The following is a 26383-nucleotide window of genomic DNA, read 5'->3' on the forward strand; positions in this document are numbered from 1 at the left end:
GGTTCCCGGCGGTCCCGTCCGGGTCATAATGGCGGTCATGGCAGACAGAACCGTGCGCGGGGGGCAAGAGCGAAGCCGGATCAAGACGCTCACCCAGGCCGCGTTGAACGCGGACAAGACGGTGGAGCAGGTCGAAGACGTCCTCGACGGTTTGAGCAACACCATGAAAGAGCTCAGCAGTTCCCTGTCAGCGCTGAACGCCACGGTGGAACGCCTGGAAGCCGGCCTGGACCACCTGGACGGCACCATGGCGAGCCTGGACGACTTGGCCAAGCGGTTGATCGTGCTGGTCGAACCCGTGGAAGCCATCGTCGCGCGGATCGACGAGATGGTGAAGGTGGGCGAGACCATGATGTCGCCGCTGTCGATCACCGAGCACGCGGTGCGCGGTCTGATGGACAGGCTGCGCAACCGGACCGCTCAATAGGCGGCCGTCGGGAACCCTGATGGCCACGTTGCTGCTGCACCATTCCGCCTTCGCCGCCCATCGGACCGCCCCCGGGCATCCGGAGCGGCCGGACCGCTACCGCGCGGTGGAAGCGGCGCTGCGACGGCCCCAGTTCGACGCGCTGGTGCGCGAGACGGCCGAGCCGGCCGATCCGGGGGCCACGCGCTACGTGCACTCCAACCGCTACGTGGACGCGCTGGAGGCGGCGCGTCCCGAGCACGGCTACGTCTATCTCGACGGCGGCGACACCATGATGGAGCCCTCGACGTGGGAGACGGCGTTGCGCGGGGTGGGCGCCACGCTGCGAGCGGTGGACCAGGTGCTGGCCGGTGACGTGCAAAACGCGTTCGTCGCGTGCCGGCCCCCGGGCCATCACGCCGAAACCGAGCGCGCCATGGGCTTCTGCCTGTTCAACAACATCAGCATCGGCGCGCGCCACGCACAGCGCAAACACGGGCTGATGCGGGTCGCCATCGTCGATTTCGACGTCCACCACGGCAACGGGACGCAACAGATCTTCTACAACGACCCGAGCGTGCTCTACGCGTCGACGCATCAGATGCCGCTGTTTCCCGGCACCGGTGCGGTGCGGGAAACCGGGGTCGGAAACATCTTCAACGCGCCGCTGGCGCCCGGCGACGGCGGCGCCGAACTGCGCGCCGCCTTTGCCGACCGGATACTGCCCGCGCTGCACGCCTTTTCGCCCGAACTGATCATCGTGTCCGCCGGGTTCGACGCACACGAGCGCGATCCGCTCGGCTCACTGACGATGACGACCGACGACTTCGCCTGGGTCACCAGGGAATTGATGAAGTCGGCGGAGGACCTGTGCGACGGCCGGCTGGTGGCGGTGCTCGAAGGCGGTTATGACCTGCAAGCCTTGGCCGATTCGGTCACCGCGCACGTCGGCGAGCTGATGAAAGGCTGAGCCCTCCCCGGTCAGCTCGCCTTTTTCTCGTGCATCTCGGGGGCCGGGCCGCCGACCGGCGTCGCCGACTTCATGATGTCCTCGATCGCGGCCAGGTCCGCGTCGGTCAGCGTGACGTCGGCCGCACCGGCGCTGTCCTGCAGGTAGGTGACGTGTTGCGCGCCCATGATGGCGGTGTGCACGCCGGGTTGCGCGAGCGTCCAGGCGATGGCCAACTGGCTCGTCGTGACGCCGAGATCGATGGCCAAATGGCTCAGGTCATCAACGACTTTCAGGTTGCGCAGATAATCCTCGCCGGTGAAGATGGGACTCTTGCCGCGCCAGTCGCCGGCGGCAAAGCTGGTGTCGGGCTTCATGGTTCCCGTGAGCAGGCCGTGCGCCAACGGTCCATACACCATCACCCCGATGTCGTGGGCGTGGCAGTAGGGCAGCAGGTCGGATTCGATGTCACGGCGGAACAGGTGGTATGGCGGCTGCACCGCTTCCACCGGAAGCGTGGCCGAGAGTTCCTCTATCTGGGTCGTGTCGTAGTTCGACACACCGACGTGCCGAATCTTGCCCTCCGACACCAGTTCTGCGAGCGCTTCACCCGTCTCGGCCGCTGGAGTCGTGGGATCCGGCCAGTGCACCAGGTAGAGATCGATGTAATCCACACCCAGCGCGCGGAGGCTGGACTCGACACCACTGCGCAGGTACTCACGGCTGGCGTCGCGGACCAGTCCGGTTTCGGTTTTGCGCAACCCGCCTTTGGTGGCGATCACCAGCTCGTCGCGGGCCCGCGCGAAATCGGCGCTAAGGGCCTTGCCGAGGATGCACTCGGATTCCCCGAACCCGTATTGCTGGGCGGTATCGAAAAAGTTGATCCCCAGGTCACGCGCGCGATGGATCATGGTGATCGCGGCGTCCTCGTCGGCTTGGCCCCAGTCGCTGCTGAACGCCCAGGTACCAAAGGCCAACCGGGAAACCTCAAGCCCCGACTTGCCGAATGTGATGGATTTCAAATGCCAACCTCCCCCGTTGGATAGTCGTCCCTGCGTGCGCGGCCCGCGCAGGCAAGCCACGACTCAACCATAACGAGGCCGACACCACGTGCCGCAACACCGGTGGTCAGCGCGGAAAGTGCGCGCGTCGTCAGCCGCTGTTACGCAGCGCGCTGGCCAGCCCGTTCATCGTCAGCAAAATCCCGCGCTGCAACAGTTCGTCGTCGTCGCCGGAGCGGTAGCGGCGCAGCAACTCCACCTGGAGATGGTTGAGCGGTTCGAGATAGGGGAAGCGGTTGAACACCGACCGCGCCAGCGCGGGGTTGTCGGCGAGCAAGTTGTCCTGCCCGGTGATCAGCTTGTGCATGGCGATGGTTCGCCGGTGCTCGTCGACGATCTTGTCGAAAACCCGGCGCCGTAACTCCTCGTCGTCGACCAATTCGGCGTAGCGAGCCGCGAGGCCGAGGTCGCTCTTGGCCAGCACCTGAGCCAGATTGGACAGCACGCTGCGGAAAAACGGCCACCGCTGGTACAGGTCGTGCAGGATGCCCACCCGCTCGGACTCGCTCTGCGGCCCCGCGGCGATCCACTGCTCGAATGCCGACCCGGTGCCGTACCAGCCGGGCAGCATGACCCGCGACTGACTCCACGCCAGCACCCACGGGATGGCGCGCAGGTCCGAGATCGACTCGGTGGGTTTGCGGGACGTCGGACGGCTTCCGATATTCAGCGAGCCGATCTCGCTGACCGGTGTGGAGGCCATGAAGTAGTCGACGAAACCCGGTGTGTCGTGCACCAATTCGGCATAGGCGCGCTGGGCCAGCACGGCCACCTCGTCGAGCACCGTGTACGCCGGTTCCGCGGCGTCGCCCAGGCCCTCGACGTCCAGCAGCGTGGACTCCAGCGTGGCGGCCAGCAGGCTTTCCAGGTTGCGTTGCGCCACTTGCGGTTCGGCGTATTTGGCGGCGATCACCTCGCCCTGCTCCGTCAGGCGCAGCGAGCCGTTCACCGCGCCGGGCGGCTGCGCCAGGATCGCCTCGTAGCTCGGCCCGCCGCCGCGGCCGACGGTGCCGCCGCGACCGTGGAAGAGCCGCAACCGGATTCCGGCTCTGCGCGCCACTTCCACCAGCGCCAGCTCGGCCCGGTACACCGCCCAGCTGGACGCCAGATATCCGCCGTCCTTGTTGGAGTCCGAATACCCGAGCATCACTTCCTGGCTGTCGTCGCGGGCGGCCACCAGCGCCCGGTAGATCGGAAGTTCCAGCATCGCGTGCAGGATCGCCGCGCCGTTGTGCAGATCGTCGATGGTCTCGAACAGCGGGGAAATGCCCACCGGGCAGTACGGCGCATCCCCGGACGCATCGATCAGCCCCGCCTCTTTGAGCAGGATCGCGGCCTCGAGGACATCGGAGACCGAACGGCACATGGAGATCACGTAATTGGGGACGGCGGACGGTCCGTAGCGCTTGATGGCGTGCGCGGCCGCGCGCACCACTCCGAGCTCGGCGCGGGCCAGGTCGGACAGCTGCGCGTCGTCCCCGACCAGCGGGCGGCGGGTGCCCAGCTCGGCCGCCAACAGCTCGACGCGCTCGTCTTCGGGCAGCGAACGGTAGTCCGGGTGCACGCCGGCCCACGCCAGCAGCTCGCAGACCACCTCTTCGTGCGTGTCGGAGTTTTGCCGCATGTCCAGGCCGCACAGGTGAAACCCGAAGACCCGCACGCCTTCTCGTAGCAGCGCCAGGCGATCGTCGGCCAGCAGCGCGCTGCCGTGGCCGCGCAGCGACTCGTCGATCGTGTCGAGATCGGCCCCCAGTTGGGCCGGGGTTTCATACGGCGGCAGCCCCAGATCCAGCACCTGCTGCGGCGTGCGGTCCAGGATGGCGGCGCTCGTCGCGCTGAGCCGGCCGCGGATCACCCGCACCGCCCGCCGGTACGGTTCGTCGGCGCGGGCTTTCTCGCCGCAGCCCTCGGCCAGTTCGGCCAGCGCGGGGGTGACCGAGACCAGGCGCGCCGACATCGACAGATCCTGTTCCAGCGCGGTCAGCTCGGCCAGGTAGTGCGCCAGTGCGGTGAACGCGGCGCTGCCGGTGGCCTGGCGCACCACATCGGCCGTCACGTTCGGATTGCCGTCGCGGTCCCCGCCGATCCAGGACCCCGGCTGCAGGATCGGCCCGTTCAGCAGGTCGGCGTCGGGCCAGCGGGCCCGCAGGGCGTTGCGGACCTCGGCGTTGACCTGCGGGATCACCTTGAAGAACGCGGCGGCGTAGTAGCGCAGACCCACCTCGATCTCGTCGGTGATCTGCAGCCGGGACAACCGGATCAGCGCGGTCTGCCACAGCGTGAGGACCTGGCGGCGCAACTCGAGTTCGATGTTGCGACCCTCGTCGGTGTCGGCGTGCCCCTCGGCGTGCAGCCGCATCAGCTCGGTGATCCGGTGCTGAGTGACGAAGACGGTGCGCCGGCGGGTCTCGGTGGGGTGGGCGGTGATCACCGGGGCGACCACGGCGCCCTTCAGCGCGTCGGCAACCGTGCCCGAATCGAGTTGTGCCTCATCGAGTTTGGCGTAGGTGGCGGCCAGGGTGCTGTCCTGCGGCGGTTCGCCGGCGGCGATGTGGACCGCGCGGCGGCGCTCGCGGTGGATGTCTTCGGCGACGTTGGCCAGCAGCGCGAAGTGGCTGAACGCGCGGATGACCGGGACGGCCTGGTGGATGTCGATACCGTCGAACATCTGGGACATCTGCGCCCGGTCGATTTCGGAGCGCCGCACCCGGAACGATTCCACCCGGGCGCGTTCGACGAGCTCGAAGACCTCGTTCCCGTTCTGCTCGCGCACGGTATCGCCCAGGATGGCGCCCAGCAGGCGGATGTCGGCCCGCATCGGCTCGGTCGCCTCGCGCCCCACCAGGGTGCGCTGGACGGCGCCGATGGGTTCGAGCGTGCTGTCGGAGACTTCGGAGGCGTCAGCCATGCGTCCCAGTATCGACGCGGTGCTCGTTCGCGGCGAAAGTGAAATTCACGACGCATCGCCTGCGGGTCGCGTCGTAGATTTCACACTCGGCGTTGTGGCGAGGCGCGGTCAGCGGTACTTGATCAGCAGCGCCATGCCGACGATGCACACCAGCCAGATGGCGGTGATGAAATACGTCAGCCGGTCCAGGTTTTTTTCCACCACGGTGGACCCGGACAGGCTGGACTGGACGCCACCACCGAACAGCGTGGACAGGCCGCCACCTTTGGCGCGGTGCAGCAGCACCAGCAGCACCACCAGGATGCTGGTGACGACCAGCGTGATCTGCAAAGCCAACTGCATGACGGCCAGCCTACCGGTGCCGACGCCGCATCACGGCAGGGGCCCACCGGCGGCGATGGCCGCCAGCGTCGCGAATTGCTCGCCGTCCAGCGACGCCCCGCCGACCAGACCGCCGTCGATGTCGTCGCGGGCGATGAGCTCGCCGATGTTCTTGGCGTTGACCGAGCCGCCGTAGAGCACCCGCACGGCCTCGGCGACCTTCGGCGAGGCGAGGGACGCCAACTCCTTGCGGATCGCCGCGCACACCTCCTGGGCGTCGGCGGCGCTGGCCACCCGCCCGGTGCCGATCGCCCACACCGGCTCGTAGGCGATGACGACCTTGCCGATCTGTTCGGCGGAGAGCCCGGCCAGCGACCCGCGCAGCTGCTCCTCGCAGTGAATGACGTGGTTTCCGGCCTCGCGGACATCAAGGTGCTCGCCGATGCAGACGATCGGGGTCAGTTCGTGCTTGAGCGCCGCGGCGGTCTTGGCGGCGACGACGGTGTCGTCCTCGTGGTGGTACGTCCTGCGCTCGGAGTGCCCGACGACGACGAACGTGCAGCCCAGCTTGGCCAGGAAGGCGCCGCTGACCTCGCCGGTGTAGGCGCCGGCGTCGTGCTGGGACAGGTCCTGCCCGCCGTAGGTCAGCCGCAGCTTGTCGCCGTCGACCAGGGTCTGCACGCTGCGCAGGTCGGTGAACGGCGGCAGCACCGTGACGTCGACCTTGTCGTAGTACTTGTCCGGCAGCGCGAACGCGATCTTTTGCACCAGCGCGATCGCCTCGAAGTGGTTGAGGTTCATCTTCCAGTTGCCGGCGATCAGTGGCTTGCGGCTCACGCTGCGCCTCCAGTCGGTTGCGGACGGTCCAGTACCTCGACACCCGGAAGCGTCTTGCCCTCAAGGTATTCCAGCGACGCTCCCCCACCGGTGGAGATGTGCGAGAAGTCGCCTTCCGGGATGCCCAGCGCGCGCACGGCCGCCGCCGAGTCCCCGCCGCCGACCACGCTGAAGGCGCCCTTGCCGGTCGCGGTGGCGATCGCTTCGGCGACGCCCTTGGTGCCCGCGGCGAACGCCGGGAACTCGAACACGCCCATCGGCCCGTTCCAGAAGACGGTCTCGGCGTTGGACAGCAAGGTGGCGAACCGTTTGACCGATCCGGGCCCGATGTCCAGACCCATCAGGTCGTCCGGGATGGCGTCGGCGGCGACGGTCTGCGGTGTCGCGTCGGCGGCGAACTTGTCGGCCACCACGATGTCCACCGGGAGCCGCAGCACGTCGACGTAGGTGTCCAGCAGCCGCCGGCAGGTGTCCACCATCTCGGTCTCCAGCAGAGACTTGCCAACTGAAAAGCCTTGCGCGGCAAGGAAAGTGAAGCACATGCCGCCGCCGATGACGATGCTGTCGGCCTTGGTGGCCAGCGACTCGATGACCCCGAGCTTGTCGGACACCTTCGACCCGCCGAGCACCACGGCGTAGGGGCGTTTGGTGGAGCTGGTCAGCTGCTGGAGCACCTGGATCTCCTCGGCCACCAGCGTGCCGGCGTAGTGCGGCAGCAGGGTCGCGATGTCGTACACGGACGCCTGCTTGCGATGCACCACGCCGAAGCCGTCGGAGACGAAAGCGCCTGTGGGCCCGACCAATTCGGCGAGCTGGCGGGCGAGGGCGAGCCGCTCGGCGTCGTCCTTGCTGGTCTCGCGGGCATCGAAGCGGATGTTCTCCAGTAGCAGGACGTCGCCATCGGTCAGCCCCTCGGCGCGGGCCAGCGCGTCAGTACCGACGACATCCCCGGCCAACTGCACGTGGCGGCCCAGCTGCTCGGAGAGCGCCGCGGCGACCGGCGCCAGCGACAGCTTCGGGTCCGGCCCGTCCTTGGGACGCCCGAGGTGCGCGGTGACCACCACCTTGGCGCCCGCCTCGACGAGTGCCTTCAGCGTCGGCACCGAGGCGGTGATCCGCCCGGGGTCGGTGATCTTGCCGTCATCGAGCGGCACGTTCAGGTCCGAGCGCACCAGCACGCCTCGGCCCGAAACCCCCTCGCCGAGAAGGTCTTTGAGCGTGTGGACGGCCACGGGTTACAGCGACTTGCCGACCAGGGCGACCAGGTCCACCAGGCGGTTGGAGTAGCCCCATTCGTTGTCGTACCAGGACACCACCTTGGCCTGGTCGTCGATCACCTTGGTCAGACCGGAGTCGAAGATCGAGCTGTGCGGGTCGGTGACGATGTCGCTGGAGACGATCGGCGCGTCGTAGTACTTGAGGATGCCCTTCATCGGCCCCTCGGCGGCGGCCTTCATCGCGGCGTTGATCTCGTCGGCGGTGGCGGACTTCTTCAGATCGGCGGTCAGGTCGGTGACCGAGCCGGTGGGGATCGGCACCCGCAGCGCGTAGCCGTCGAGCTTGCCCTTCAGCTCGGGCAGCACCAGGCCGATGGCCTTGGCCGCGCCGGTGGAGGTCGGCACGATGTTCAGGGCGGCGGCGCGGGCGCGGCGCAGGTCCTTGTGCGGGCCGTCCTGCAGGTTCTGGTCCTGGGTGTAGGCGTGGATGGTGGTCATCAGGCCCTTGACGATGCCGAACTCGTCGTTGAGCACCTTGGCCAGCGGCCCCAGGCAGTTCGTGGTGCACGACGCGTTGGAGATGATGTTCTGGCTGCCGTCGTACTTGTCGTCGTTGACGCCGAGCACGATGGTGATGTCCTCGTCGGTGGCGGGCGCGGAGATGATCACCTTCTTGGCGCCGGCGTCCAGGTGGCCCTTGGCCTTGGCGGCGTTGGTGAAGATGCCGGTGGACTCGACGACGACGTCGACGCCCAGGTCGCCCCAGGGCAGCGCCGCCGGGCCTTCCTTGACCTCCAGCGCCTTGATCTTGGCGTTGCCGACGACGATGGTGTCGTCACCCTCGAGGGTGACGTCGTGCGGCAGGCGGCCCAGGATGGAGTCGAACTTCAGCAGGTGCGCCAGGCTGGCGTTGTCGGTGAGGTCGTTGACCGCGACCACCTCGATATCAGCGGCGCCTTGCTCCTGTTGAGCCAGCAAGGCCCGGTAGAAGTTCCGCCCGATTCGACCGAAGCCGTTGATACCTACTCGGACCGTCACTTGTCTCTCCTCTGTGTTTCCTGAGCCGTCTTCATCGATGTCTTTTGCATGTCCGCGGACACTGCCTCTGGTCAGCCTAGATCAGCGACACACTCGGTTGGCGCGCCGGTAAGAGTGTGGACCATCGCCTTTGCAGGATGGCCATCGGTAGACGCCACAACCTGTGCGCAACATCACCCGAGCGGTTGCGGGTCCAGCCCGGCTTCGGCCCGGGCGGGCGCGCCGTGACGAGCCTGCAATTCCGGGTGGAAGCCCTTGCAGACCCCCGCACTCGTTTCCCACGCTGGGTGTCAACAACGTTGGCCAGCGGCGTTAGGATGGGCGCCGCAAAACACGTAGAACACATGGAGGAAAGGGACGCCCACGATGGCGAGTTCCGCTGGTTTGCCGGAGCAAACGACAGCTGCCGGCGATGGACTGGACGCGTCCGCCGCCAGCCGCCCAGAACGCGGCCTGGTCAGCCGGTCGGTGGTTTTGCGGTGCGCGTTGCGATTGGTCGATCGCGACGGTGTGGATGGATTGTCGATGCGGCGCCTGAGTGAGGAGGTGGGTCGCGACCCGACGGTGATTTATCGGCATGTGCCGAACAAGGCGGCGCTGCTCGACGGCATCGCCGAGATCGTGCTGGGCAAATTGCGGGTGGACACCGCAGACCCGGACTGGGCAGGACAGCTGCGCGCGGTGGCACATGACTTCCGCCGACTGGCCCTCGAGCACCCGAATGTGGTGCCGTTATTGGTGACTCGGCCATTAGCCACGCCGCTGGGGCAGCGACCCCCGGGCATGCTACGGCCACTGGAGGACGTCGTCGCGCTGCTCACTTCGGTGGGCTTCAGCGGAGTCGACGCGCTACATATTTACCGGGTGCTCTTCGGCTATCTCTATGGCCATATCCTCACCGAGTTGCAGGAGGTCGTCGAGCGGCCCGAGGAGTCCGATGATGTGCTGCGCCTCGGGTTGCACCGACTGGCGATCACCGAGTTCCCTCAGGTGCGCGCGCTGGCCCCAGCGCTCGGCTACTACGACGGTGCAGCCGAACTCGACCGCGCTCTGGATGTGTTGTTCATCGGTCTGGCGGCCACCGTGCCGGCGCCAAGGCGCTCGGCCCGCAAACGCGCGAGGAAGTAGCCCATCCGAAGATCCTGCTCTCTCAAAATCGGCGGGCCCAAGATCCGCACGCTCGTCGCGCACGCGGCGACCGCGAATCGGCGTACGCTCATCGATATCGAGCAGCTCGGTTGCGAGCGAACATGCTCGACTACAAAGGACATTCGATGGCAGCGCCCACAACGTTTCGCACTCCCTACGAGATTCGTCTCCAACTGGTCACGGACACCATAAGCGCGCACTCCAAGGTGAACAATGATGCGGCGGTCAAACTCGCCGCGCATGTCCTGGCTGCGTTGAACTCAATCCCCGAAAAGGTGCGCTGAGCGACGGCCCGGCTGGGCTTCAACACAGCGGCGACCGCACGGATTGCCGTTGGTGCGCGTTCATTTCGCCCTGACCGAAGTGCCGCCCGCACGAATTTGGCAGACGGTTCCGGGGATCACGAATCACCCTGCGGCCGGGCGCTTTGGCCGTCGCTGCTGAGCGCGGCGCGAAAAGCCGCGAGCCAAGCTTTGAGCTGACTCTCGGATATACGGACGGAGCAGCATGATGAAACGATTGACCGGCCTGGACGGTGTCACGCTGCACGGCGAAACATCAGTGATGCCCACCCACGTCACGGCCGTGTTGTTTTGCGACCCCGAGGCGAACGGCGCAGTGACCGCCGACGCGATTTGCAAGCTGCTGGCTCAGCGCACTGCGACGATGCCGGGCTTCCGGCAGCGTCTGCTCACCAGGCCCTTCGGGTTGGGCCAGCCGTCATGGATCGAGGACCCCGCATTCGATGTCCAAAGCCATCTGCATTGTGTGCGGCTGGCCCAACCCGGCACCATGCGGGAGTTGACCACCCTTATCGGCGAGTTGCATGGGCAGCCTTTGAACCGCGACCGCCCGCTGTGGGACGCCTGGGTCGTGCAGGGTCTCGCCGACGGCAGATTGGTGGTGTTGATCAAGTTCTCCCACGCCATTACCGACGGTGTGGGCGCAGTGACGTCGATGTTGCCCGAACTGATGACTGTCGATGCCGCCGCTGAATTCGCGGTGGCACCAGAGCGGGCCGAGGCCACGGTGCCCGGTGCGGCCACCAGGGTGTGGGACGTGGTCGACGAGGTCGCCGCCAACACCGCTGTGGGCATTCGGATCGCCGTCAGGCTGGGTCCCGTCGCGGTGAAGTCGACGATAGGAACCGCGCTGAGATCGGTACGCCAACTCCTCCCGGGCGCCGGACCGCAACGGTCCGACGGTTCGGATTCCGAGGAGGACGACAGTTCGCCGCGCACGCTGCTGAACGCCCCACTCACCGCGCGACGTAGCGTTGCGTTCGCCGCGGTGGCCATGGACGATGTGCGCGCCATCACCGCCGCGTTCGACGTCACTGTGAACGATGTTTTCCTCACCGCAACGACATCGGCGCTGCGCCGATGGTTGGCAAGCCACGACACGGTGCCCAGTCATCCGCTGCGCACCATGATGCCGATCTCGACACGCGGTGTCGACGGCGACGCGTCCAATAGTTGGTCGCCTGTTGTCGTCAAATTGCCGGTGGATCTGGCCGATCCGGCACAGCAGTTGGCCAACATTCACGATGCGACATCCAGGATCAAGGACGGGCGACGGGCAGTGCGGCCCGTCAATCTCGCCGATGTCATCGATCTCGTTCCACCGGTCGTCATCGGCTGGGTGATGGGTGTGTACACCGGTCTGCAACTGTCGCGATTCCACTCGCCAGTGGCTCATGTCATCGCTTCCAACGTTCCGGGCCCTCGCGACGAAATCTATTGCGCCGGAGCGCATGTCCTGGGAATTCACGCCCTGGCCCCGCTGTTTGAGGGCTCAAATCTCAACATCACCGCCGTGTCCTACAGCTCCACCCTGGCTGTCGGCATCGTCGCGTGTCCCGATAACGTCGATGACGTCGCATCGATCGCGACCTGCATCGAAGACGTGGTCGGTGAACTGAAAATCGCCGCCGACGAAAAGTCCGGCCAGGGCGCAGTTTTATCCCGCTCCAGCGAGCCGGAACCCGCCATGAATGGCACTGCCACAACGCAATTCGCCGGGGGCGAAGCAGGCCGGCGCGACCGCGGCCTCGCGGCACGAAATGCCGGCATAGCCCACTTCCTCGAAGGACAGCCCCACGCCGTAGGCCCACAGCGTTGACAACCGGTCTGACGGGGCGTTTACTGGAGTTCTAGTCCGGAAACTGGTCATCGGCGTTCACGAGTTCGCCGCAGCACACCGCACTTTGGTTCTCACGATCGGCATTGTGACCGCCCTGGGCCTGGCCGTTTCGGTCGCCGGCCAGCATGACATTCGTCTGGCCACGCGTCGACCAACTCAGATCAAGACCCTCGGAACCTGACACCCGGAATGAGGCCACCATGAGGAACTCTGACCACGCAAAGCGAAACACTTTCCGCGAGAACGTGATCCATGTGGGCGCAGGCTTTCTCGCGAAGGAGCGTCTCCACGTCACACAGACGTTGTCCACGCTCGAGGCGCAGCTAGGCAGATGGCATCCGAAAGATGTGGACATCGAAGTCACCCTGCAGGACCGCGGCGGCAAGGAACAGCGCATCACGTTGCGCACAACCCTTCCCGGCCATCCACTGCTCGTAGCAGTCGCGGAAAACCCGGACATCACCCGTGCTCTGTGCGATGCAAAGCGCGAATTGAGCCGGCAGCTCGAACACCAGAAGTCGACACACGATCCGATGAACAATCGCCGGCTCAAGCGCGCGACTATCCGCCATCCGGACTAGCGCACACCGTTCGAGGTGGCCCGGCACGCGGTTCAGGACCCAACCAAACAGCAACTGCCTTCAACGAACAGAAAGATGCACGAACATGATGCACACCACTGACACGCATTCGGTCGTCACCGCTGACGAGCGCGCAACGTCCTCAACAGAATCCGGGATCTCGTTGATCCATAATGGCCCCTTGAGGGTCCAGGACGTACTCCGTGCGGGCATGCGCCGCAGGACCAGACGCAAGGGAATGGCCCGGCAATCGATCTGGGATTCCGACGGCGGCGTAGGCAAGCCGTGGACAACCGACGTGCCGTTGGGCGGCACCACGCGATAACCGCGGCGGCGGCGCGGTATGACCGCCCGTCCCGTCGACGGGGCTACGCCGTCAATCGCTGCGACGCTTGCGCAGCCGGCCCAGCGCCGCCTCGGCGGCGTAGTAGCCGCACAGCCCGTGGATGCCGGCGCCCGGCGGCGTGGACTGCGAGCACAGGTAGACGCCCGGCACACCGGTCGCATACGGGTTGACCGAGACGCGCGGGCGCAGGATGACCTGGAGCCCGTCGTTGGCGCCGCCGATGATGTCGCCGCCGATGAAATTGGGGTTGTAGGCCTCTAGATCGGCGGTCCCCCTGCTGACGGTGGCGACGACACGGTCGCGGAATCCCGGGGCGAAGCGCTCGATCTGGTCGATGACGGCCGCGGTGGCGTCGCCGGTGTAGCCGAAGGGCACGTGCGCATACGCCCAGATCGGGTTGATGTCGCCCGCCGAGCGCGACGGGTCGGCCAGGTACTGCTGCCCGACGAGGACGAACGGCCGCCGCACCATCGTGCCTTGCGCGCGTTGACGTTCGGTGTCGGCGACCTCGTCGAACGTGCCGCCCAGATGGACGGTGCCGGCGCGACCGCAGTCGGGGTTGGTCCAGGGGACGTGGCCTTCGATGGCGAAGTCGACCTTGAACGCCGAGGACCCCTGGCGGTAGCGCGCATAGGACCGCTTGATTCGGGCGGGCATCACGTCGCCGTAGATGTTCAGCGCCGCGGCGGGGCTCAGGTCGAGCATGACGATGTCGGCGTCCGGGATGTCGCGGCGCCCCGCGACGGTGATTCCGGTGGTGACGGCGCCGCCGTCCGCTTCCAGGGCGGCGGCCAGCGCCTTGGTGATCGACCCGGAACCGCCTTCGGCGACCGGCCACCCGTAGCGGTGCCCGCTGGCCAGGATCATCAGCCCGAGGGATGCGGTGAGCGGGCGGTCCAGCCGCGTGTAGATGTGCGCGGCCGATCCACCGAACAGCGCCCGCGCCTGCTCGGTGCGAAACCAGCGGGCCAGGACGGTCGCCGGCAGCAGCGCGCGGGGCCCGAAGCCCGCGAGGCGGACCGGGTGGCGTGGAACGTTGATCACCGGGCGGAGCAGGTCCTCGGCCAGCTGATCGAATCCGGATGCCAGGCCCCCGACGGCGCGTCGCCACCGACTGGCGTCCGGCCCCATGCCGGCGACCGTCCGATCGAGGGATTGGTACAGGACCCCGGCGGTGCCGTCGTCGAGCGGATGCGCACAGTCGACCTCCGGCCACTTCCAGGCCAGCCCGTACCGCTGCAGGTCGATCTCTTTCCAGAACGACGAACCTATGCCCAGCGGGTGAAAGGCCGAGCAGATGTCGTGGATCACCCCGGGCACCGTCAGCTCGGCCGAGCGCGCTCCCCCGCCGACGGTCTCGCGGGCCTCCAGCACCTGCACGTCGACACCGTGGCGGGCGAGATGGATCGCCGCGGCCAGGCCGTTGGGCCCGGCGCCGACCACCACCGCGGTCGTCATTTGGTGCGCTGTTGGGCGACGTGGACGGGACAGTCGTCGCCGGGCTCGGGCCAGGGCTGGCGGGTCAGCATGTCCTTGACGTCGATGTAGCCCTCCTCGATCACGCCGGCCTTGGCGTCGAGGATGCGGTACGACTGCCGTTGGGCGTGGATGGGCTGGCCCTCCAGGACGATGACGCGGACGTCGCCGTCCTCGAAGTGGCAGCGCCGTTGCACGGCCTGCACCAGTTGCTCGTTGTGCAGGTGGCCCTCGCCGAAGTTCCAGCCGACGAGCGGCCCGGCGACTATTTCGCCCTCACGGATCTTGTAGTCGGCTTCGTTGTCGATCGCGCGCGGCAGCAGCGCGTTGAGCGCCCGGCCATGCACGTGCATCGCGCGGAAGGCGGCGATTTTGTCTGCCAAGAGTTCGGCGGTGTCCGGGTCGTAGAGCCTCGCCAGCTGATTGACGACGAGCGCGGAGCTCTTCACGATGTCGGCGTCGATCTTCTCCTCGGCGCCCGCGCGGAAACACCACACGCTGGTGGCCCAGTTGCCGGCGTAGTACCGCATTGCCGGAAGGAACGAAATCTTTTCGGGGAACATGTTTCCCACGATGACCACCACCACCGCGAGGATCACGAGCGCGAGCAGCACGGGCGAGCGAAGATCGGTGGCCCGGACCGCGCCATAGTGCCCGAACAGATAGAACAGCGAGAAGATGAAGAACACGTTCCATTCCAAGGGGACTCCCATCGGGAGGTTGGAAATGATGTTGAGATGGAACAGCACCATGAACCCGATCAGGAGCCAGCGCCACGGGTGATCGGCGGCGAAGAAGACCAGGACCGTCGGAACCACGAATTCCGCTGTGGTGCCGCCGACGTGGGCCATCAGCTTGGGCAGCAGCGACGGTCGCAGGTCGTTGACATGGTCGAGGTAGAGCAGCCGCTTGATCGGAGTGAACAGCTTGGGACGCAGCAGCGCATTGTTGCTCGTCATCACCGCCACCACGTAGGGGAAATGGTGGTTGAGTTTGGAAACCGCTGCGCCCCACCACAAGCAGAGCATGATGATCTTGAAGGCCGCGACCTGATCGGTGAACGGGAAGAAGAACACGAACAGCTTCAGCCAATAGTGTTCCCCGCGGGCGGCCAAGAACACCGTCTTGTCACGTAAACCCAACAGGGCCAGCGCCACGATCGTCGGGACGACCAGGACGGGGTCGATCAGGCCGACATCGCCCGCGGCGGTGACCGGCCCGCCGCGACCGGGCGACAGCAGCGCCCACACCCCGCCGATCAGAACGAGGGCATACAGCGCGACATCGACGGCGGTGCGGGTGTCGCCATGGGTGAACGGAACCTTGCCGGGCCAGGCCGGTAGCCGAATCGTGTTGGGCCGCAACCAATAAAGGATGCCCCCGATCGGTGGCATGAACCGCCCGGTCAGCGGCCCGGATCCGCAGCCGAGTCCCGTGACCTCGAACAGCAGCGTGAAGATGACGACCTTCTGATAGACGATGGGTTGCGTCCACCAGTCGCCGATGCGTCCCAGGCCGCCCAGGCCGGGGGTAAGCGAGATGATCGCGGCGGGCGCGGCAATGTAGAGCGCGATCTTGAGCAGGTACAGCAAATACACGGCGTATGGCGTTCCGAAGCCGTGTTCCGCCCAGTGCCGGGTCACGACTTGCAGCCGGGTCGCCCGGGGCAACGTGTGCCAGGTGCTGTGGTCGACGTCCGGAAGTTCCGGTGACATGAATCCCATGGGCGGCCTCGTTCCTGTCGGAAAACCAGCTGGCCCATCGAATGTATCGGCACCGCAGCCGGCCAAACGGCTTACGCGGGCGAAAATGCCGAAACACCATGACAGCGGCGCCGCCCCGGTCGCTACCATCGAGGGACTCGACTCGGCGATCTGGCCCGGCGCGAGCGTCAAGGGAGGAACGTGACCGACAGCGACAACGCCGATGGCGGGGACATCGGCAAATTCGACCCCGTCTTGACCCAGCGCCTGATGGCGGTGATGCGCCCGGTGTTGAAGACGTACTTCCGGTCCGAGGTGCACGGCCTGGATTTGTTCCCGCCCGGCGGGGCGCTGGTGGTCGGCAACCACTCGGGGGGCATGTTCCCCATGGACGTCCCGATCTTCAGCGCTCACTTCTACGACAAGCTCGGCTACGACCGACCGGTCTACACGTTGAGCCACGACATCCTCATGACCGGCCCCACCGCGGACTTCTTCCGCCGCACCGGGTACATCCGGGCCAATCGGGAGAACGCGGCCGTCGCGCTGCGGTCCGGCGGCGTCGTGATCGTGTTCCCGGGCGGCGACTACGACGCCTACCGGCCCACCCTCTCGGAGAACGTCATCGACTTCAACGGCCGCAAGGGCTACATCCGCACCGCGATCGATGCCGGCGTCCCGATCGTGCCGGCGGTGTCGATCGGCGGGCAGGAGACCCAGCTCTACCTGACCCGCGGCACCTGGCTCGCCGAGCGACTGGGCATCAAACGGTTGCTGCGCAGCGCCATTTTGCCGCTATCGTTCGGTTTCCCCTTCGGCTTGAGCGCCGTCATCCCGCCCAACTTGCCGCTGCCGACGAAAATCGTGACCCGGGTGCTGGAGCCGATCGACATCGCCAAGGAGTTCGGCGAGGACCCCGACATCGACGAGGTCGACGAGTACGTGCGATCGGTGATGCAGGAAGCCCTGACCGAGCTCGCCGCCAAGCGCCGATTCCCGATTCTCGGCTGAATCATGCCGAATCCTTTCAGCGAGACCCTTGGTCTGATCGGAACCATGCGCCGCGCCGGGCTGATCGCACCCATGCGCCCGGATCGCTACGTGCGGATCGCCGCGGCCATGCGCCGCGAAGGCATGGGCATGACCTCCGGATTCGCCAGCGCCGCCCAACGTTGCCCGGACCGGCCCGGCCTGATCGATGAGCGGGGCAGCCTGACCTGGCGGGAACTCGACGAGCGGTGCAACGCGCTCGCCGCGGCGCTGCAGGGGTTGCCGTCGGGCCAGCCCCGGGTCATCGGGATCATGTGCCGCAATCACCGCGGGTTCGTCGAGGCGTTGGTGGCGGCCGACCGGATCGGCTCGGACATCCTGCTGCTCAACACGTCGTTCGCCGGGCCGGCGCTGGCCGACGTCGTGACCCGCGAGGGCGTCGACGCCGTCATCTACGACGAGGAGTTCACCGAGACCGTGGACCGCGCGCTGGCCGGCACCCCCGGCGCGACCCGCATCGTGGCGTGGACCGATGCCGAGCATGAGCTGACGATCGAGAAGCTGATCGCCGCCCACAGCGGGGCGCAACCGAAGCGCACCGGACGCAAGGGCAAGATGATCCTGCTCACCTCCGGCACCACCGGAACCCCCAAGGGCGCCAAGCAATCTGGCGGCAACGCGGGCATCGGCACACTGAAGGCGATCCTGGACCGCACGCCGTGGCGGGCCGAGGAGCCCATCGTGATCGTGGCACCGATGTTTCACGCCTGGGGCTTTTCCCAACTGCTGCTCGCGGCGTCGTTCGCCTGCCCGGTGATCACCCGGCGCAAATTCGACCCGGAGGCCACGCTGGATTTGATCGACCGGCACCGGGCGACCGGCCTGGTGGTGGTGCCGGTGATGTTCGACCGGATCATGGACCTGCCGCCCGAGATTCGGCGCCGCTACAGCGGCCGGTCCCTGCGGTTCGCCGCGGCCTCGGGTTCGCGGATGCGCCCCGACGTCGTCACCGCGTTCATGGACGCGTTCGGCGACGTGATCTACAACAACTACAACGCCACCGAGGCGGGCATGATCGCCACCGCCACCCCGGCCGACCTACGCGCCGCGCCCGACACCGCGGGCCGGCCCGCGGGCGGAACCGAAATCCGCATCCTGGACCCGGAATTCAACGAGCTGCCGACCGGCGAGGTCGGCAGCATCTACGTGCGCAACAACACCCAGTTCGACGGCTACACCTCGGGCAGCACGAAAGACTTTCACGCCGGATTCATGTCGTCAGGCGACGTCGGGTATCTGGACTCCGCGGGGCGGCTGTTCGTCGTCGGCCGCGACGACGAGATGATCGTGTCCGGCGGTGAGAACGTCTACCCGATCGAGGTGGAGAAGGCGCTCGCCGCACACCCCGACGTGGCGGAGGCGGCGGTGATCGGCGTCGACGACGAACAATACGGGCAGCGGCTGGCGGCGTTCGTGGTGCTGGAACCGGGCGGCCACCTTACTGAGAAGGCCACCCCCGACGCCCTCAAGCAACACGTGCGGGACAACCTCGCCAACTACAAGGTGCCGCGCGAGATCGCGGTCCTTGATGAACTTCCCCGCAGCAGCACCGGCAAGATCCTGCGCGCGGAGCTGAGAGCACGGGTCGGCGGCTGATGCGGTTCATCAGGATGATCAGAAGGCCCAGGCCGCTGGCGCGCGCCGCTCTCGAATTGGCCAACGCCGCCAACGGATTACGGCCGCTGGCCCGCAAGGGCTACAGCACGGTGCTGGTGTTCTGGTTCGGGTGGCCGGCGTCCGAGGTGCCGGGCGTGTACTTCTCCGCTTCGCTTTTGGACGTGCTGCGGCGCGGGCGCCGCGGCGACTTCGCGGGACGTCGCGGGAAGGTGGCGCTGGCGCTGACGGCGGCGTCCTGGGCCATCCTGGCGGTGATCAAGTACCGCGGCGTGACGACCCCCGGCCCGGTGCTGGAGGCGGGGCTGCGCGAGCAACTCGGTGACGACTACGAAGAGGCGCTCGACAAGCTGCCGCAGACCAAGCCCACCCGCAGCGGGCGTCGCACCCTGCCGCTGGGCAATACGGTCGCGCGACGCCGCTACGTCGAGAAGACGAACGTGGTGTCCTACGGGGCGCACGGCCGCGCCAATCTGGCCGACATCTGGCGCCGCCACGATCTGCCGCGCGACGGCAAGGCGCCGGTGCTGGTCCAGGTGCCCGGCGGCGCATGGGTGATCGGAATGCGCCGGCCCCAGGCCTATCCGCTGATGAGCCACCTGGCCGCGCGCGGTTGGGTGTGCGTGTCCATTGGCTACCGGGTGTCGCCGCGGCACACCTGGCCCGACCACATCGTCGACGTCAAGCGCGCGCTGGCCTGGGTGAAGGAGAACATCTCCCGCTACGGCGGGGATCCGAATTTCGTGGCGATCACGGGCGGTTCGGCCGGCGGCCATCTGTGTTCGCTGGCGGCGCTGACACCCAACGACCCGGCGTTCCAGCCGGGCTTCGAGGACGCCGACACGTCGGTGGTCGCCGCCGTCCCGGTGTACGGGCGCTACGACTGGTTTTCCACCGAGGGCGAGGGCCGGCGCGAATTCGTGGAGTTGCTCCAAAAGTTCGTCGTCAAGCGGAAATTCAGCACCCACCGCGACGTCTACGTCGACGCCTCACCGATCCGTCGGCTGCGCGCCGACGCGCCACCCTTCTTCGTCCTGCACGGGCACGACGATTCGCTGATCCCGGTGGGAGAGGCGCAGGAGTTCGTCGAGGAGCTGCGCGCGGTGTCGAAGTCTCCGGTCGCCTACGCCGAATTGCCGCACGCCCAACACGCTTTCGACATCTTCAGTTCCCCGCGGGCACATCGGTCCGCGGAGGCCGTGGCGCGGTTCTTGTCGTGGGTGTACGCGACGCGTCCGCCTCAGCGCGACTGAGGCGGTTCTTTCGCTCGAGCGCGGCTGAGGCGGCGGCTTTTGTCGCTAAGGGCCGTGCGCCCGGGCTGTCCGGAGGTGTCGCCCCGGGCCACCGCCTTCCCCCGACACGATTTCGGATATCGGAAACGCATAGCGAATTCCCTTGTGTCACTGTGGTTTCAGTGGTCACAATGCGAGGGTTTTTGTCAGAGGGTGTCGTTAGTTTGGCGGTGTGAGTTCCACTGGTTTGCCCGAGGTCGATGCGGTGTTCGATGCGCTCGATGCCGAGGTGGACCGCGCGTGCGGGTTGGTGCTCGATGCGTTGACGATCCAGCAGCAGTTGGCGGTGTTGGAGCGCTGTGAGCGGCTGCGCCGGCGTCTTCCGGTCATCGAGCATCCGCTGCTCAATTCCCTTGCCCGCCAGGTCCCGTCCCAGGAACTGGGCGCCGGGCTCTCCCACGCCCTGGCCGAGCGCACCCTGATCAGCCGCAACGAAGCCTCTCGGCGCATCCAAGAGGCCGCCGATTTAGGTCAACGCCATGCCCTGACCGGTGAACCCCTGCCGCCGGTCCTGGCCGCGACCGCAGCCGCCCAACGCCGCGGCGAACTCGGCGCCGGCCAGGTGACGGTGATCCGCAACTTCTACCACCACCTGCCCGGCTGGGTCAGCGCCACCGCCCGCGAGGTCGCCGAAGCCCAACTGGCCGAGCTCGCCACCCAGTTCGGCCCCGAACACCTCAAAGAGTTGGCCCGCGGGCTCACCGATGCGCTCAACCCCGATGGCACCTTCACCGATGAGGACCGGGCCCGGCAACGCGGCCTGATCATGGGCAACCAACAACCCGACGGCATGTCACAGCTACGGGGCCTCATTTCTCCCGAACTGCGCGCCACCCTGGAAGCCGTGGAAGCCAAACTCGGCGCCCCGGGCATGTGCAACCCCCTCGACCAAACCCCCTGCGTCGATGGCGCGCCCTCCCAAGCCGCCATCGACGGCGACACCCGCTCGCGCGCCCAGCGCGGCCACGACGCCCTGCTGGCCGGACTGCGCGCACTGCTGGCCTCCGGGAAACTGGGCCAACACAACGGGTTACCGGCCTCCATCATCGTCACCACCACCCTGCAAGATTTGGAGGCCGCCGCCGGACGCGGCCTCACCGGCGGGGGCACCATCCTGCCCATGAGTGAGGTGATCCGCCTCGGCCGCCACGCCCACCACTACCTGGCCATCTTCGATAAAGGCAAGGCCCTGGCGCTCTACCACACCAAGCGGATCGCTTCCCCGGGACAGCGGATTGTGTTGTACGCCAAGGACCGCGGCTGCACCGCCCCAGGCTGCGGGGTTAAGGGCTACTACTGCGAAGTCCACCACGTCACCGACTACGCCACCTGCCACACCACCGACATCGACGACCTCACCTTCGCCTGCGGCCCACACCACCGCCTGCTCCAACCCCGCGGCTGGACCACCCGCAAAAACGCCAAAGGCGAAACCGAATGGAAACTGAACTACCCCAGGTTTAGTTCCGATCCTTATAGGAGGATTGGAAGCTATGCCCCGTCAGTATTCGCCGGAGTTTCGGCAGCGTGCGTTGCGGTTGTTGGACACTGTGATGGAAGCCTCGGAAGTGTCGGAGTTCGAGGCCATAAAGTCTGTCGCCAGCAAACTCGATATTTCGGAGGAGTCGGTGCGTCGGTGGCGACGCAAGGCCCAAGTCGATGCTGGTGAACGGCCGGGCATGACCAGTTCTGAGCATGCCGAGATCCGTAAGCTCAAGCGCGAGAACGCTGAACTGCGCAGGGCTAACGAGATTTTGAAGTCAGCGTCTGCGTTTTTTGCCGCGGAGTTCGACCGCCCCGCGACGAAATGATCGCCTACATCGATGCTCATCGCGATCAGTTCGGGGTCGAGCTCATCTGCCGTGTGCTGCGGGCAGCTATCCCCGGATTCCTCACCTCGCGGGGTTATCGGGCCGCGCGGACCCGACCACCGTCGGACCGGGAGATCCGCGATGAGCAGCTGATCGCTGACCTTGAGGCGGTGCACCGGCAGAACTACTCGGTGTATGGGGTCAAGAAGATGCACGCGGCGATGACACGGCGTGGTTGGCAGCTGGGCCGTGAACAAACCCGCCGGTTGATGCGCAAGGCCGGGTTGCGCGGCGCCCAGCGGGGCAAGCCGGTGTTCACCACGATCAGCGACCCGGCCGCGATCCGGCCGGCCGATCTGGTCAACCGCCAATTCCGGGCCGCTGCACCGAACCGGCTATGGGTCGCCGACATCACGTTCGTGCGGACCTGGCAGGGGTTCTGTTACACCGCGTTCGTCACTGATGCGTGCACCAAGAAGATCGTTGGCTGGGCGGTCTCGGCCACGATGCGCACCGAAGACCTCCCGCTTCAAGCATTCAATCACGCTGTGTGGCAGTCGAATACCGATCTATCCGAGTTGGTTCATCATTCCGACCGCGGATCCCAGTACCTATCGCTGGCCTATACCGACCGGCTGGCTGAACTGGGGATCGCGCCCTCGGTCGGGTCGCGTGGCGATAGTTATGACAACGCCCTCGCTGAAGCGGTCAACGCCGCCTACAAGACCGAGCTCATCAACCGCGGCAAGCCCTGGCGGTGCATCGATGATGTCGAACTCTCGACCGCCGAATGGGTGGCCTGGTACAACCAGGAACGCCTGCACGAAGCCCTCGGCTACGTTCCACCCGCCGAGTACGAGGCCGCCCTCACCGGCACCTCACACCCTGCGAGCCAGCCGACCCCGGCCCTCGCAACCGAGTAGGAACTAAACCTGGGGTAGTTCAAACCACCCCCGCACCAACACCTACCAGTCGGGTGGCCGGAGGGGGTTGCACCCTCCGGCTCCCACGGAACCGTACGTGAACCTCTCGATTCATACGGCTCTTGTCACCTTGGTCACCAGACGGCGGGGACGGCGGTGGTCCAGGCCCAGTGCGCGAAGAACCGCGGGTATTGCTTTATCACCCGCGACCACGCTTGGTTGAATGCCCAGCGGCCCCGAAACCGGCGATATTTGTTGCGGACCCACCGCATCAGGTAGGCGTTGATGCGAGTCAGGAGGGGATACAGCGCCGACCGATAGAAGGCGCCGTAATAGTTCATCCAGCCGCGCACGATCGGGTTGATCTTGTCGGCCAGACCGGCGAAGGTATGACCGGTGCGATGGTGCAGCCGCCAGGACCGCACTTGCCGCCCGATCTTTTTTCCAGGCGTCCTTGCTGATCGCGGGCAAAAACGAGACGAACATGCTCCCGTTTTTGTCCCGGACCCCGCGCGGGCGGAACGTGAAACCGAGGAACGTAAACGACGTATGCGCATAGTCACCGCGCCGTTTGCCGTCTTTGCAGTACACGATCCGGGTCTTGTCGGGATGCAGCCGCAGCCCGACCTCACCCATCCTGTCTTGCACCGCAGTCAATACCCGGTGGGCTTGGCGCTCGCTGACGCAGTGCACGACCGCGTCATCGACATAGCGCTCGAACCGCACGGTCGGAAACTCCCGAGCCAGCCACGCATCGAACGCATAATGCAAGAACAGGTTTGCCAACACGGGCGAGACCGGCGACCCTTGCGGGGTGCCCCGGTCACGCTGTTGCAAGGTGCCGTCAGGCAGTTGCACCGGAGCTTGCAGCCACCGGCGCACATACAACATCACCCACGGCAAATCGGTGTTAGCCCCCACCGCCTTGAGCATCAGATCCCAGGACACGCTGTCGAAGAACTTCTGGATGTCCAAGTCGATCACCCAGTTGGTTTTCCAGCAGCGCTGCCGACACGCACCCACCGCGTCGATCGCCGAGCGGCCAGGGCGATAGCCGTAGGAGTCGTCGTGAAACAGCGTCTCCGCCTTCACTTTCAACTCCTCGGCCACCACCGTTTGGGCCACCCGGTCAGCCACTGTGGGTATGCCCAGCATCCTGGTCCCGCCGCCATGCGGCTTGGGTATTTCCACCGCACGCACCGGAGGCGGAAAGTAACTCCCCGACGACATCCGATTCCACACCCGATACAGATTGTTTTGCAGGTCAGACTCGAATGCCTCGATCGATACTTCGTCCACGCCCGGCGCGCCCTTGTTCGCCTTGACCTTCTCCCAAGCCTCCTGAACCGCCCACTTCGAAATCTCGAACGGCTTGCCTGGTGACTTCAACTTGTTCACCCGACTCCTCCCGAACCCCAACGGGTCTCGGTTGATCCAACGAACACGTCACAGATGACCTGGCCCCTTCGCTTCACTCCCATTACAGAAGCTTCACCACTACTACGAGCCAGTCCGCCAGCCGGACCCGCGACGGTACTCACACCCATGCTGCGCATGGGCTACTCCCTATCTCCCACGTCAAACACGAACGGGACGTATCGGTTCCGGCCTTCTCCTGTTCCATGCAAAAGCCGCAGACCGGGCTCGCGTCGCCTTCATGCCGGACACCGCCTGGCCAATCAATGGGCACCCGCCAAGCTCGTCCCGGGATCGGATAAACACCCCGGTTTTGATGTCACCTGTTTTTCTTACGACACGTCAGCAGCGATTCGCTTGCGCTCGCCTTCCCGGTCCCCACCTGACGCGTCACACGCGCCTTTTCCACATCGTTCACCACGATCGCGTCACCGCTCTCGCAGCATGTGGCGGTTTGAAGCCTCCCCCCACAGGGCGGCTCCGAAGGGCCAGCAATCCTTCATCTCCTGCACAGCACCGCTTCCAGAAGCGCTACCTACATCAACACTCCCTTCCGCGTTCAGGACACACCCACCCCGAAAAACTCCTCCATGACGGCGACGACGAGGACGACGAAGCCGACAATCCCGGGGCCGCATAACACTTCGCAAATCGCCGCGCTCGCGGCGACCGGTAGCGTCAGATCACCAGGCAGGCTTAGCTCGAGCTGTTCTCCACCGCGGCGGCCTTTTCGAGGTCGGTCAATGCGGGCTCGATGCGATCGGCCATGTCGTCGATGTCGTTGGCCACCTCGGGCGTCGTCACGAAACCGAAGTCCAGGTAATCCGTATAGGAGAAGCACGTGATGTTCAGCGCGACGTCCATCACGGGCGGCCCCAGCGGAACCAGCGAGTCCAGCTTGGCGCCGGCCATGTACAACGGGAACGACGGGCCGGGCACATTCGAGACAACCAGGTTGATAGGGGCCAGGTTTCGCGACAGACCGCTGGCGGTGTAGGCCCGCGCGGCCAGCCCCAACAGCCCGGGCGGCGTCGTCTCGGTCAGCCCCATGATCTGGTGCGCCGACAACGCCTTGGCCATCAGCTTGGCGTTCTGGGTGCTTTCGTGGATGGATCGCAGCCGCTCCCCGGGGTCTTCGATATGGGTGGCCAACGAGACGGTCATCGAGCTCACCTTGTTGCCGATGTCGTCCTTGTTTTCGTCGGTGCGCGTCGACACGGGGATCTGCGCGATGAGCGGTTTGGCAGGCAGCTCACCGCGTTTGAGGAGGTAATCGCGCGCGGCGCCGGCGACCAACGCCAGCACCACGTCGTTGAGCTTGACACCGTAGGCATCCTTGATGACCTTGGCGCGCGCCAGTTCGACACGGCAGCCGGTGATGCGCCGGTGTGGCGAAACCGGCGCATTGAAGCGGGTTTTCGGCGCTTCGAAGTAGCGCGGCGGCCTGCTGCGCACCCCCAGCGCGGCGATCTGTTGACGCACGGTCTGCTCCACCAGCCGCGCAACGCGGAACGGAGTCTTGACCCCGACGTTGATCAGAGCACCCACCGCCCGCCGCTCGATGCCCGGGATATTCAATCCCACCAGCGATCCCACCGTTTCGTGTTGCGGCGGACGCGGTTCCGGAGTGACGTCCAACAGGATCTCACCCAGGCCGGCGCCCGAGACGCCGTCGACGATGGCGTGGTGCATCTTGGTCAGCGACGCGATCCGGCCGCCCTCGACGCCCTCGATCACCCACATCTCCCACAGCGGCCGGGCGCGGTCCAGCTTGTAGGACATCAACCGCCCCACCAGTTCCTCGAGTTCGCGCCGCCCGCCGGGCGCCGGAACCGCGATGCGCCGGATGTGGAAGTCGGGGTCCAGGTCCTCGTCCTCGACGAACCACGGGCGGTCCAGGCCGAACGGCGCGCCGGTGACCCGCCACCGCAACTGCGGCAACTCCGGCAGGCGCTCGATGATCAGCTCGCGCAGTCGCGCAAAGCTGTACTCGGAGCATTCCTTCGGGTCGCAAATCGCCAGTGCGCCCACGTGCATGTGCCAGCCCGCGGTTTCGGCCGACCAAAACGCCGCATCAACGCTCGAAAGCCGTTTCATTCCCCGACCGTAGCCCCCGCCAACCCGTTGCGAACAGCGATTCGCG

The 26383-nt window shown here is 66.4% G+C and carries 20 protein-coding genes, 2 pseudogenes and 1 other annotated feature; of the genes and pseudogenes, 11 read left to right on the forward strand and 11 right to left on the reverse strand.

Annotated features, from left to right (window positions below):
- Positions 1 to 28 precede the first annotated feature (28 nt).
- Together AC0KS4_RS14725 and AC0KS4_RS14730 are read left to right on the forward strand one after the other, a co-directional pair.
- Entirely contained in the window at positions 29 to 427 is a 399-nt protein-coding gene (locus AC0KS4_RS14725) for an ATPase (RefSeq protein ID WP_225328618.1), read from the forward strand.
- 19 nt (positions 428 to 446) lie between these two features.
- On the forward strand, positions 447 to 1376 hold the full coding sequence (locus tag AC0KS4_RS14730) for a histone deacetylase family protein (RefSeq protein WP_238956258.1): 930 nt from the start codon (positions 447 to 449) through the stop codon (positions 1374 to 1376).
- A gap of 11 nt (positions 1377 to 1387) precedes the next feature.
- On the opposite strand, the gene AC0KS4_RS14735 is transcribed toward AC0KS4_RS14730, so the two are convergent.
- The 6 genes from AC0KS4_RS14735 to gap form a co-directional block, all read right to left on the reverse strand.
- The gene (locus AC0KS4_RS14735; RefSeq protein WP_238956259.1) at positions 1388 to 2377 is read right to left on the reverse strand and encodes an aldo/keto reductase; all 990 of its coding nucleotides are present in this window, start codon (positions 2375 to 2377) and stop codon (positions 1388 to 1390) included.
- Positions 2378 to 2507: 130 nt separating this feature from the next.
- Complete coding sequence (ppc, locus tag AC0KS4_RS14740) at positions 2508 to 5324, reverse strand: phosphoenolpyruvate carboxylase (RefSeq protein ID WP_238956260.1); 2817 nt, start codon at positions 5322 to 5324, stop codon at positions 2508 to 2510.
- 108 nt (positions 5325 to 5432) lie between these two features.
- Positions 5433 to 5666, reverse strand: a complete 234-nt coding sequence (gene secG, locus AC0KS4_RS14745; protein WP_065027059.1) for a preprotein translocase subunit SecG — start codon at positions 5664 to 5666, stop codon at positions 5433 to 5435.
- Between the two features lie 30 nt (positions 5667 to 5696).
- A complete protein-coding gene (gene tpiA, locus AC0KS4_RS14750) occupies positions 5697 to 6482 on the reverse strand; it encodes a triose-phosphate isomerase (protein WP_238956261.1) in 786 nt (261 codons plus the stop codon).
- Positions 6479 to 7714, reverse strand: a complete 1236-nt coding sequence (locus AC0KS4_RS14755) for a phosphoglycerate kinase (RefSeq protein ID WP_014380462.1) — start codon at positions 7712 to 7714, stop codon at positions 6479 to 6481. The genes tpiA and AC0KS4_RS14755 overlap by 4 nt, the downstream gene beginning before the upstream one ends.
- Positions 7715 to 7717: 3 nt before the next feature.
- Positions 7718 to 8737: a type I glyceraldehyde-3-phosphate dehydrogenase gene (gene gap, locus AC0KS4_RS14760; protein ID WP_238956262.1), complete on the reverse strand. Its 1020-nt coding sequence runs from the start codon at positions 8735 to 8737 to the stop codon at positions 7718 to 7720.
- Between the two features lie 366 nt (positions 8738 to 9103).
- On the opposite strand from gap, the gene AC0KS4_RS14765 reads away from it, so the two are divergent.
- From AC0KS4_RS14765 to AC0KS4_RS14780, 4 genes are all read left to right on the forward strand, one after another.
- Positions 9104 to 9865 (forward strand): TetR/AcrR family transcriptional regulator, encoded by a 762-nt coding sequence (locus AC0KS4_RS14765; protein WP_238956263.1) that lies wholly within the window; start codon positions 9104 to 9106, stop codon positions 9863 to 9865.
- A gap of 122 nt (positions 9866 to 9987) precedes the next feature.
- Entirely contained in the window at positions 9988 to 10170 is a 183-nt protein-coding gene (locus AC0KS4_RS14770; protein ID WP_238956264.1) for a DUF6307 family protein, read from the forward strand.
- 223 nt (positions 10171 to 10393) lie between these two features.
- The gene (locus tag AC0KS4_RS14775; RefSeq protein WP_472408518.1) at positions 10394 to 12007 is read left to right on the forward strand and encodes a wax ester/triacylglycerol synthase family O-acyltransferase; all 1614 of its coding nucleotides are present in this window, start codon (positions 10394 to 10396) and stop codon (positions 12005 to 12007) included.
- Positions 12008 to 12228: 221 nt separating this feature from the next.
- Positions 12229 to 12609 (forward strand): hypothetical protein, encoded by a 381-nt coding sequence (locus tag AC0KS4_RS14780; protein ID WP_225328607.1) that lies wholly within the window; start codon positions 12229 to 12231, stop codon positions 12607 to 12609.
- A 376-nt stretch (positions 12610 to 12985) separates the two neighbouring features.
- Here AC0KS4_RS14780 and AC0KS4_RS14785 read toward each other — a convergent pair whose 3' ends face one another.
- Entirely contained in the window at positions 12986 to 14413 is a 1428-nt protein-coding gene (locus tag AC0KS4_RS14785; RefSeq protein ID WP_238956266.1) for a phytoene desaturase family protein, read from the reverse strand.
- On the reverse strand, positions 14410 to 16155 hold the full coding sequence (locus tag AC0KS4_RS14790; protein WP_238956267.1) for a DUF3556 domain-containing protein: 1746 nt from the start codon (positions 16153 to 16155) through the stop codon (positions 14410 to 14412). The genes AC0KS4_RS14785 and AC0KS4_RS14790 overlap by 4 nt, the downstream gene beginning before the upstream one ends.
- Positions 16156 to 16335: 180 nt before the next feature.
- On the opposite strand from AC0KS4_RS14790, the gene AC0KS4_RS14795 reads away from it, so the two are divergent.
- From AC0KS4_RS14795 to AC0KS4_RS14815, 5 genes and pseudogenes are all read left to right on the forward strand, one after another.
- A complete protein-coding gene (locus AC0KS4_RS14795) occupies positions 16336 to 17145 on the forward strand; it encodes a lysophospholipid acyltransferase family protein (RefSeq protein ID WP_425326321.1) in 810 nt (269 codons plus the stop codon).
- Positions 17146 to 17148: 3 nt separating this feature from the next.
- A complete protein-coding gene (gene fadD12 / locus AC0KS4_RS14800; protein ID WP_238956268.1) occupies positions 17149 to 18780 on the forward strand; it encodes an acyl-CoA ligase FadD12 in 1632 nt (543 codons plus the stop codon).
- Positions 18780 to 20051, forward strand: a complete 1272-nt coding sequence (locus AC0KS4_RS14805; RefSeq protein WP_238956269.1) for an alpha/beta hydrolase — start codon at positions 18780 to 18782, stop codon at positions 20049 to 20051. Before fadD12 ends, AC0KS4_RS14805 begins: the two co-directional genes overlap by 1 nt.
- Before the next feature lie 211 nt (positions 20052 to 20262).
- A pseudogene (locus AC0KS4_RS14810) lies at positions 20263 to 21534 on the forward strand (HNH endonuclease signature motif containing protein); the annotation flags it as partial.
- A gap of 49 nt (positions 21535 to 21583) precedes the next feature.
- Positions 21584 to 22824, forward strand: a protein-coding gene (locus tag AC0KS4_RS14815; RefSeq protein WP_472408499.1) for an IS3 family transposase whose coding sequence is annotated in 2 segments (ribosomal slippage) — positions 21584 to 21868 and positions 21871 to 22824 — 1239 coding nt in all. Because the reading frame shifts where the segments join, the coding sequence is not laid out codon by codon here.
- Positions 21859 to 21976 (forward strand) — a sequence feature (AL1L pseudoknot). It overlaps the preceding gene by 118 nt.
- A 134-nt stretch (positions 22825 to 22958) precedes the next feature.
- Here the strand turns inward: AC0KS4_RS14815 and AC0KS4_RS14820 are convergent.
- The 3 genes and pseudogenes from AC0KS4_RS14820 to AC0KS4_RS14830 all read right to left on the reverse strand — a co-directional run bounded on the left by AC0KS4_RS14820 (position 22959) and on the right by AC0KS4_RS14830 (position 26337).
- Positions 22959 to 23381 (reverse strand): group II intron maturase-specific domain-containing protein, encoded by a 423-nt coding sequence (locus tag AC0KS4_RS14820; protein ID WP_238957319.1) that lies wholly within the window; start codon positions 23379 to 23381, stop codon positions 22959 to 22961.
- A pseudogene (gene ltrA / locus AC0KS4_RS14825) lies at positions 23323 to 24222 on the reverse strand (group II intron reverse transcriptase/maturase); the annotation flags it as partial. The pseudogene ltrA and the gene AC0KS4_RS14820, both read right to left, overlap by 59 nt.
- A gap of 714 nt (positions 24223 to 24936) precedes the next feature.
- Entirely contained in the window at positions 24937 to 26337 is a 1401-nt protein-coding gene (locus AC0KS4_RS14830) for a WS/DGAT/MGAT family O-acyltransferase (RefSeq protein ID WP_225330549.1), read from the reverse strand.
- Between the last annotated feature and the right edge of the window lie 46 nt (positions 26338 to 26383).

The sequence above is a fragment of the Mycobacterium sp. NTMscope_MAC_12 genome (assembly GCF_976985675.1).

What these genes read in the sequence shown, in the direction of transcription:
- AC0KS4_RS14830 (WP_225330549.1), bottom strand. Translation starts at nt 26,337, where the DNA reads ATGAAACGGCTTTCGAGCGTTGATGCGGCGTTTTGGTCGGCCGAAACC.
- AC0KS4_RS14820 (WP_238957319.1), bottom strand. Translation starts at nt 23,381, where the DNA reads ATGCGCATACGTCGTTTACGTTCCTCGGTTTCACGTTCCGCCCGCGCG.
- secG (WP_065027059.1), bottom strand. Translation starts at nt 5,666, where the DNA reads ATGCAGTTGGCTTTGCAGATCACGCTGGTCGTCACCAGCATCCTGGTG.
- fadD12 (WP_238956268.1), top strand. Translation starts at nt 17,149, where the DNA reads ATGCCGAATCCTTTCAGCGAGACCCTTGGTCTGATCGGAACCATGCGC.
- AC0KS4_RS14805 (WP_238956269.1), top strand. Translation starts at nt 18,780, where the DNA reads ATGCGGTTCATCAGGATGATCAGAAGGCCCAGGCCGCTGGCGCGCGCC.
- ppc (WP_238956260.1), bottom strand. Translation starts at nt 5,324, where the DNA reads ATGGCTGACGCCTCCGAAGTCTCCGACAGCACGCTCGAACCCATCGGC.
- AC0KS4_RS14725 (WP_225328618.1), top strand. Translation starts at nt 29, where the DNA reads ATGGCGGTCATGGCAGACAGAACCGTGCGCGGGGGGCAAGAGCGAAGC.
- AC0KS4_RS14785 (WP_238956266.1), bottom strand. Translation starts at nt 14,413, where the DNA reads ATGACGACCGCGGTGGTGGTCGGCGCCGGGCCCAACGGCCTGGCCGCG.
- AC0KS4_RS14730 (WP_238956258.1), top strand. Translation starts at nt 447, where the DNA reads ATGGCCACGTTGCTGCTGCACCATTCCGCCTTCGCCGCCCATCGGACC.
- AC0KS4_RS14775 (WP_472408518.1), top strand. Translation starts at nt 10,394, where the DNA reads ATGATGAAACGATTGACCGGCCTGGACGGTGTCACGCTGCACGGCGAA.
- AC0KS4_RS14790 (WP_238956267.1), bottom strand. Translation starts at nt 16,155, where the DNA reads ATGGGATTCATGTCACCGGAACTTCCGGACGTCGACCACAGCACCTGG.
- AC0KS4_RS14765 (WP_238956263.1), top strand. Translation starts at nt 9,104, where the DNA reads ATGGCGAGTTCCGCTGGTTTGCCGGAGCAAACGACAGCTGCCGGCGAT.
- AC0KS4_RS14780 (WP_225328607.1), top strand. Translation starts at nt 12,229, where the DNA reads ATGAGGAACTCTGACCACGCAAAGCGAAACACTTTCCGCGAGAACGTG.
- AC0KS4_RS14770 (WP_238956264.1), top strand. Translation starts at nt 9,988, where the DNA reads ATGCTCGACTACAAAGGACATTCGATGGCAGCGCCCACAACGTTTCGC.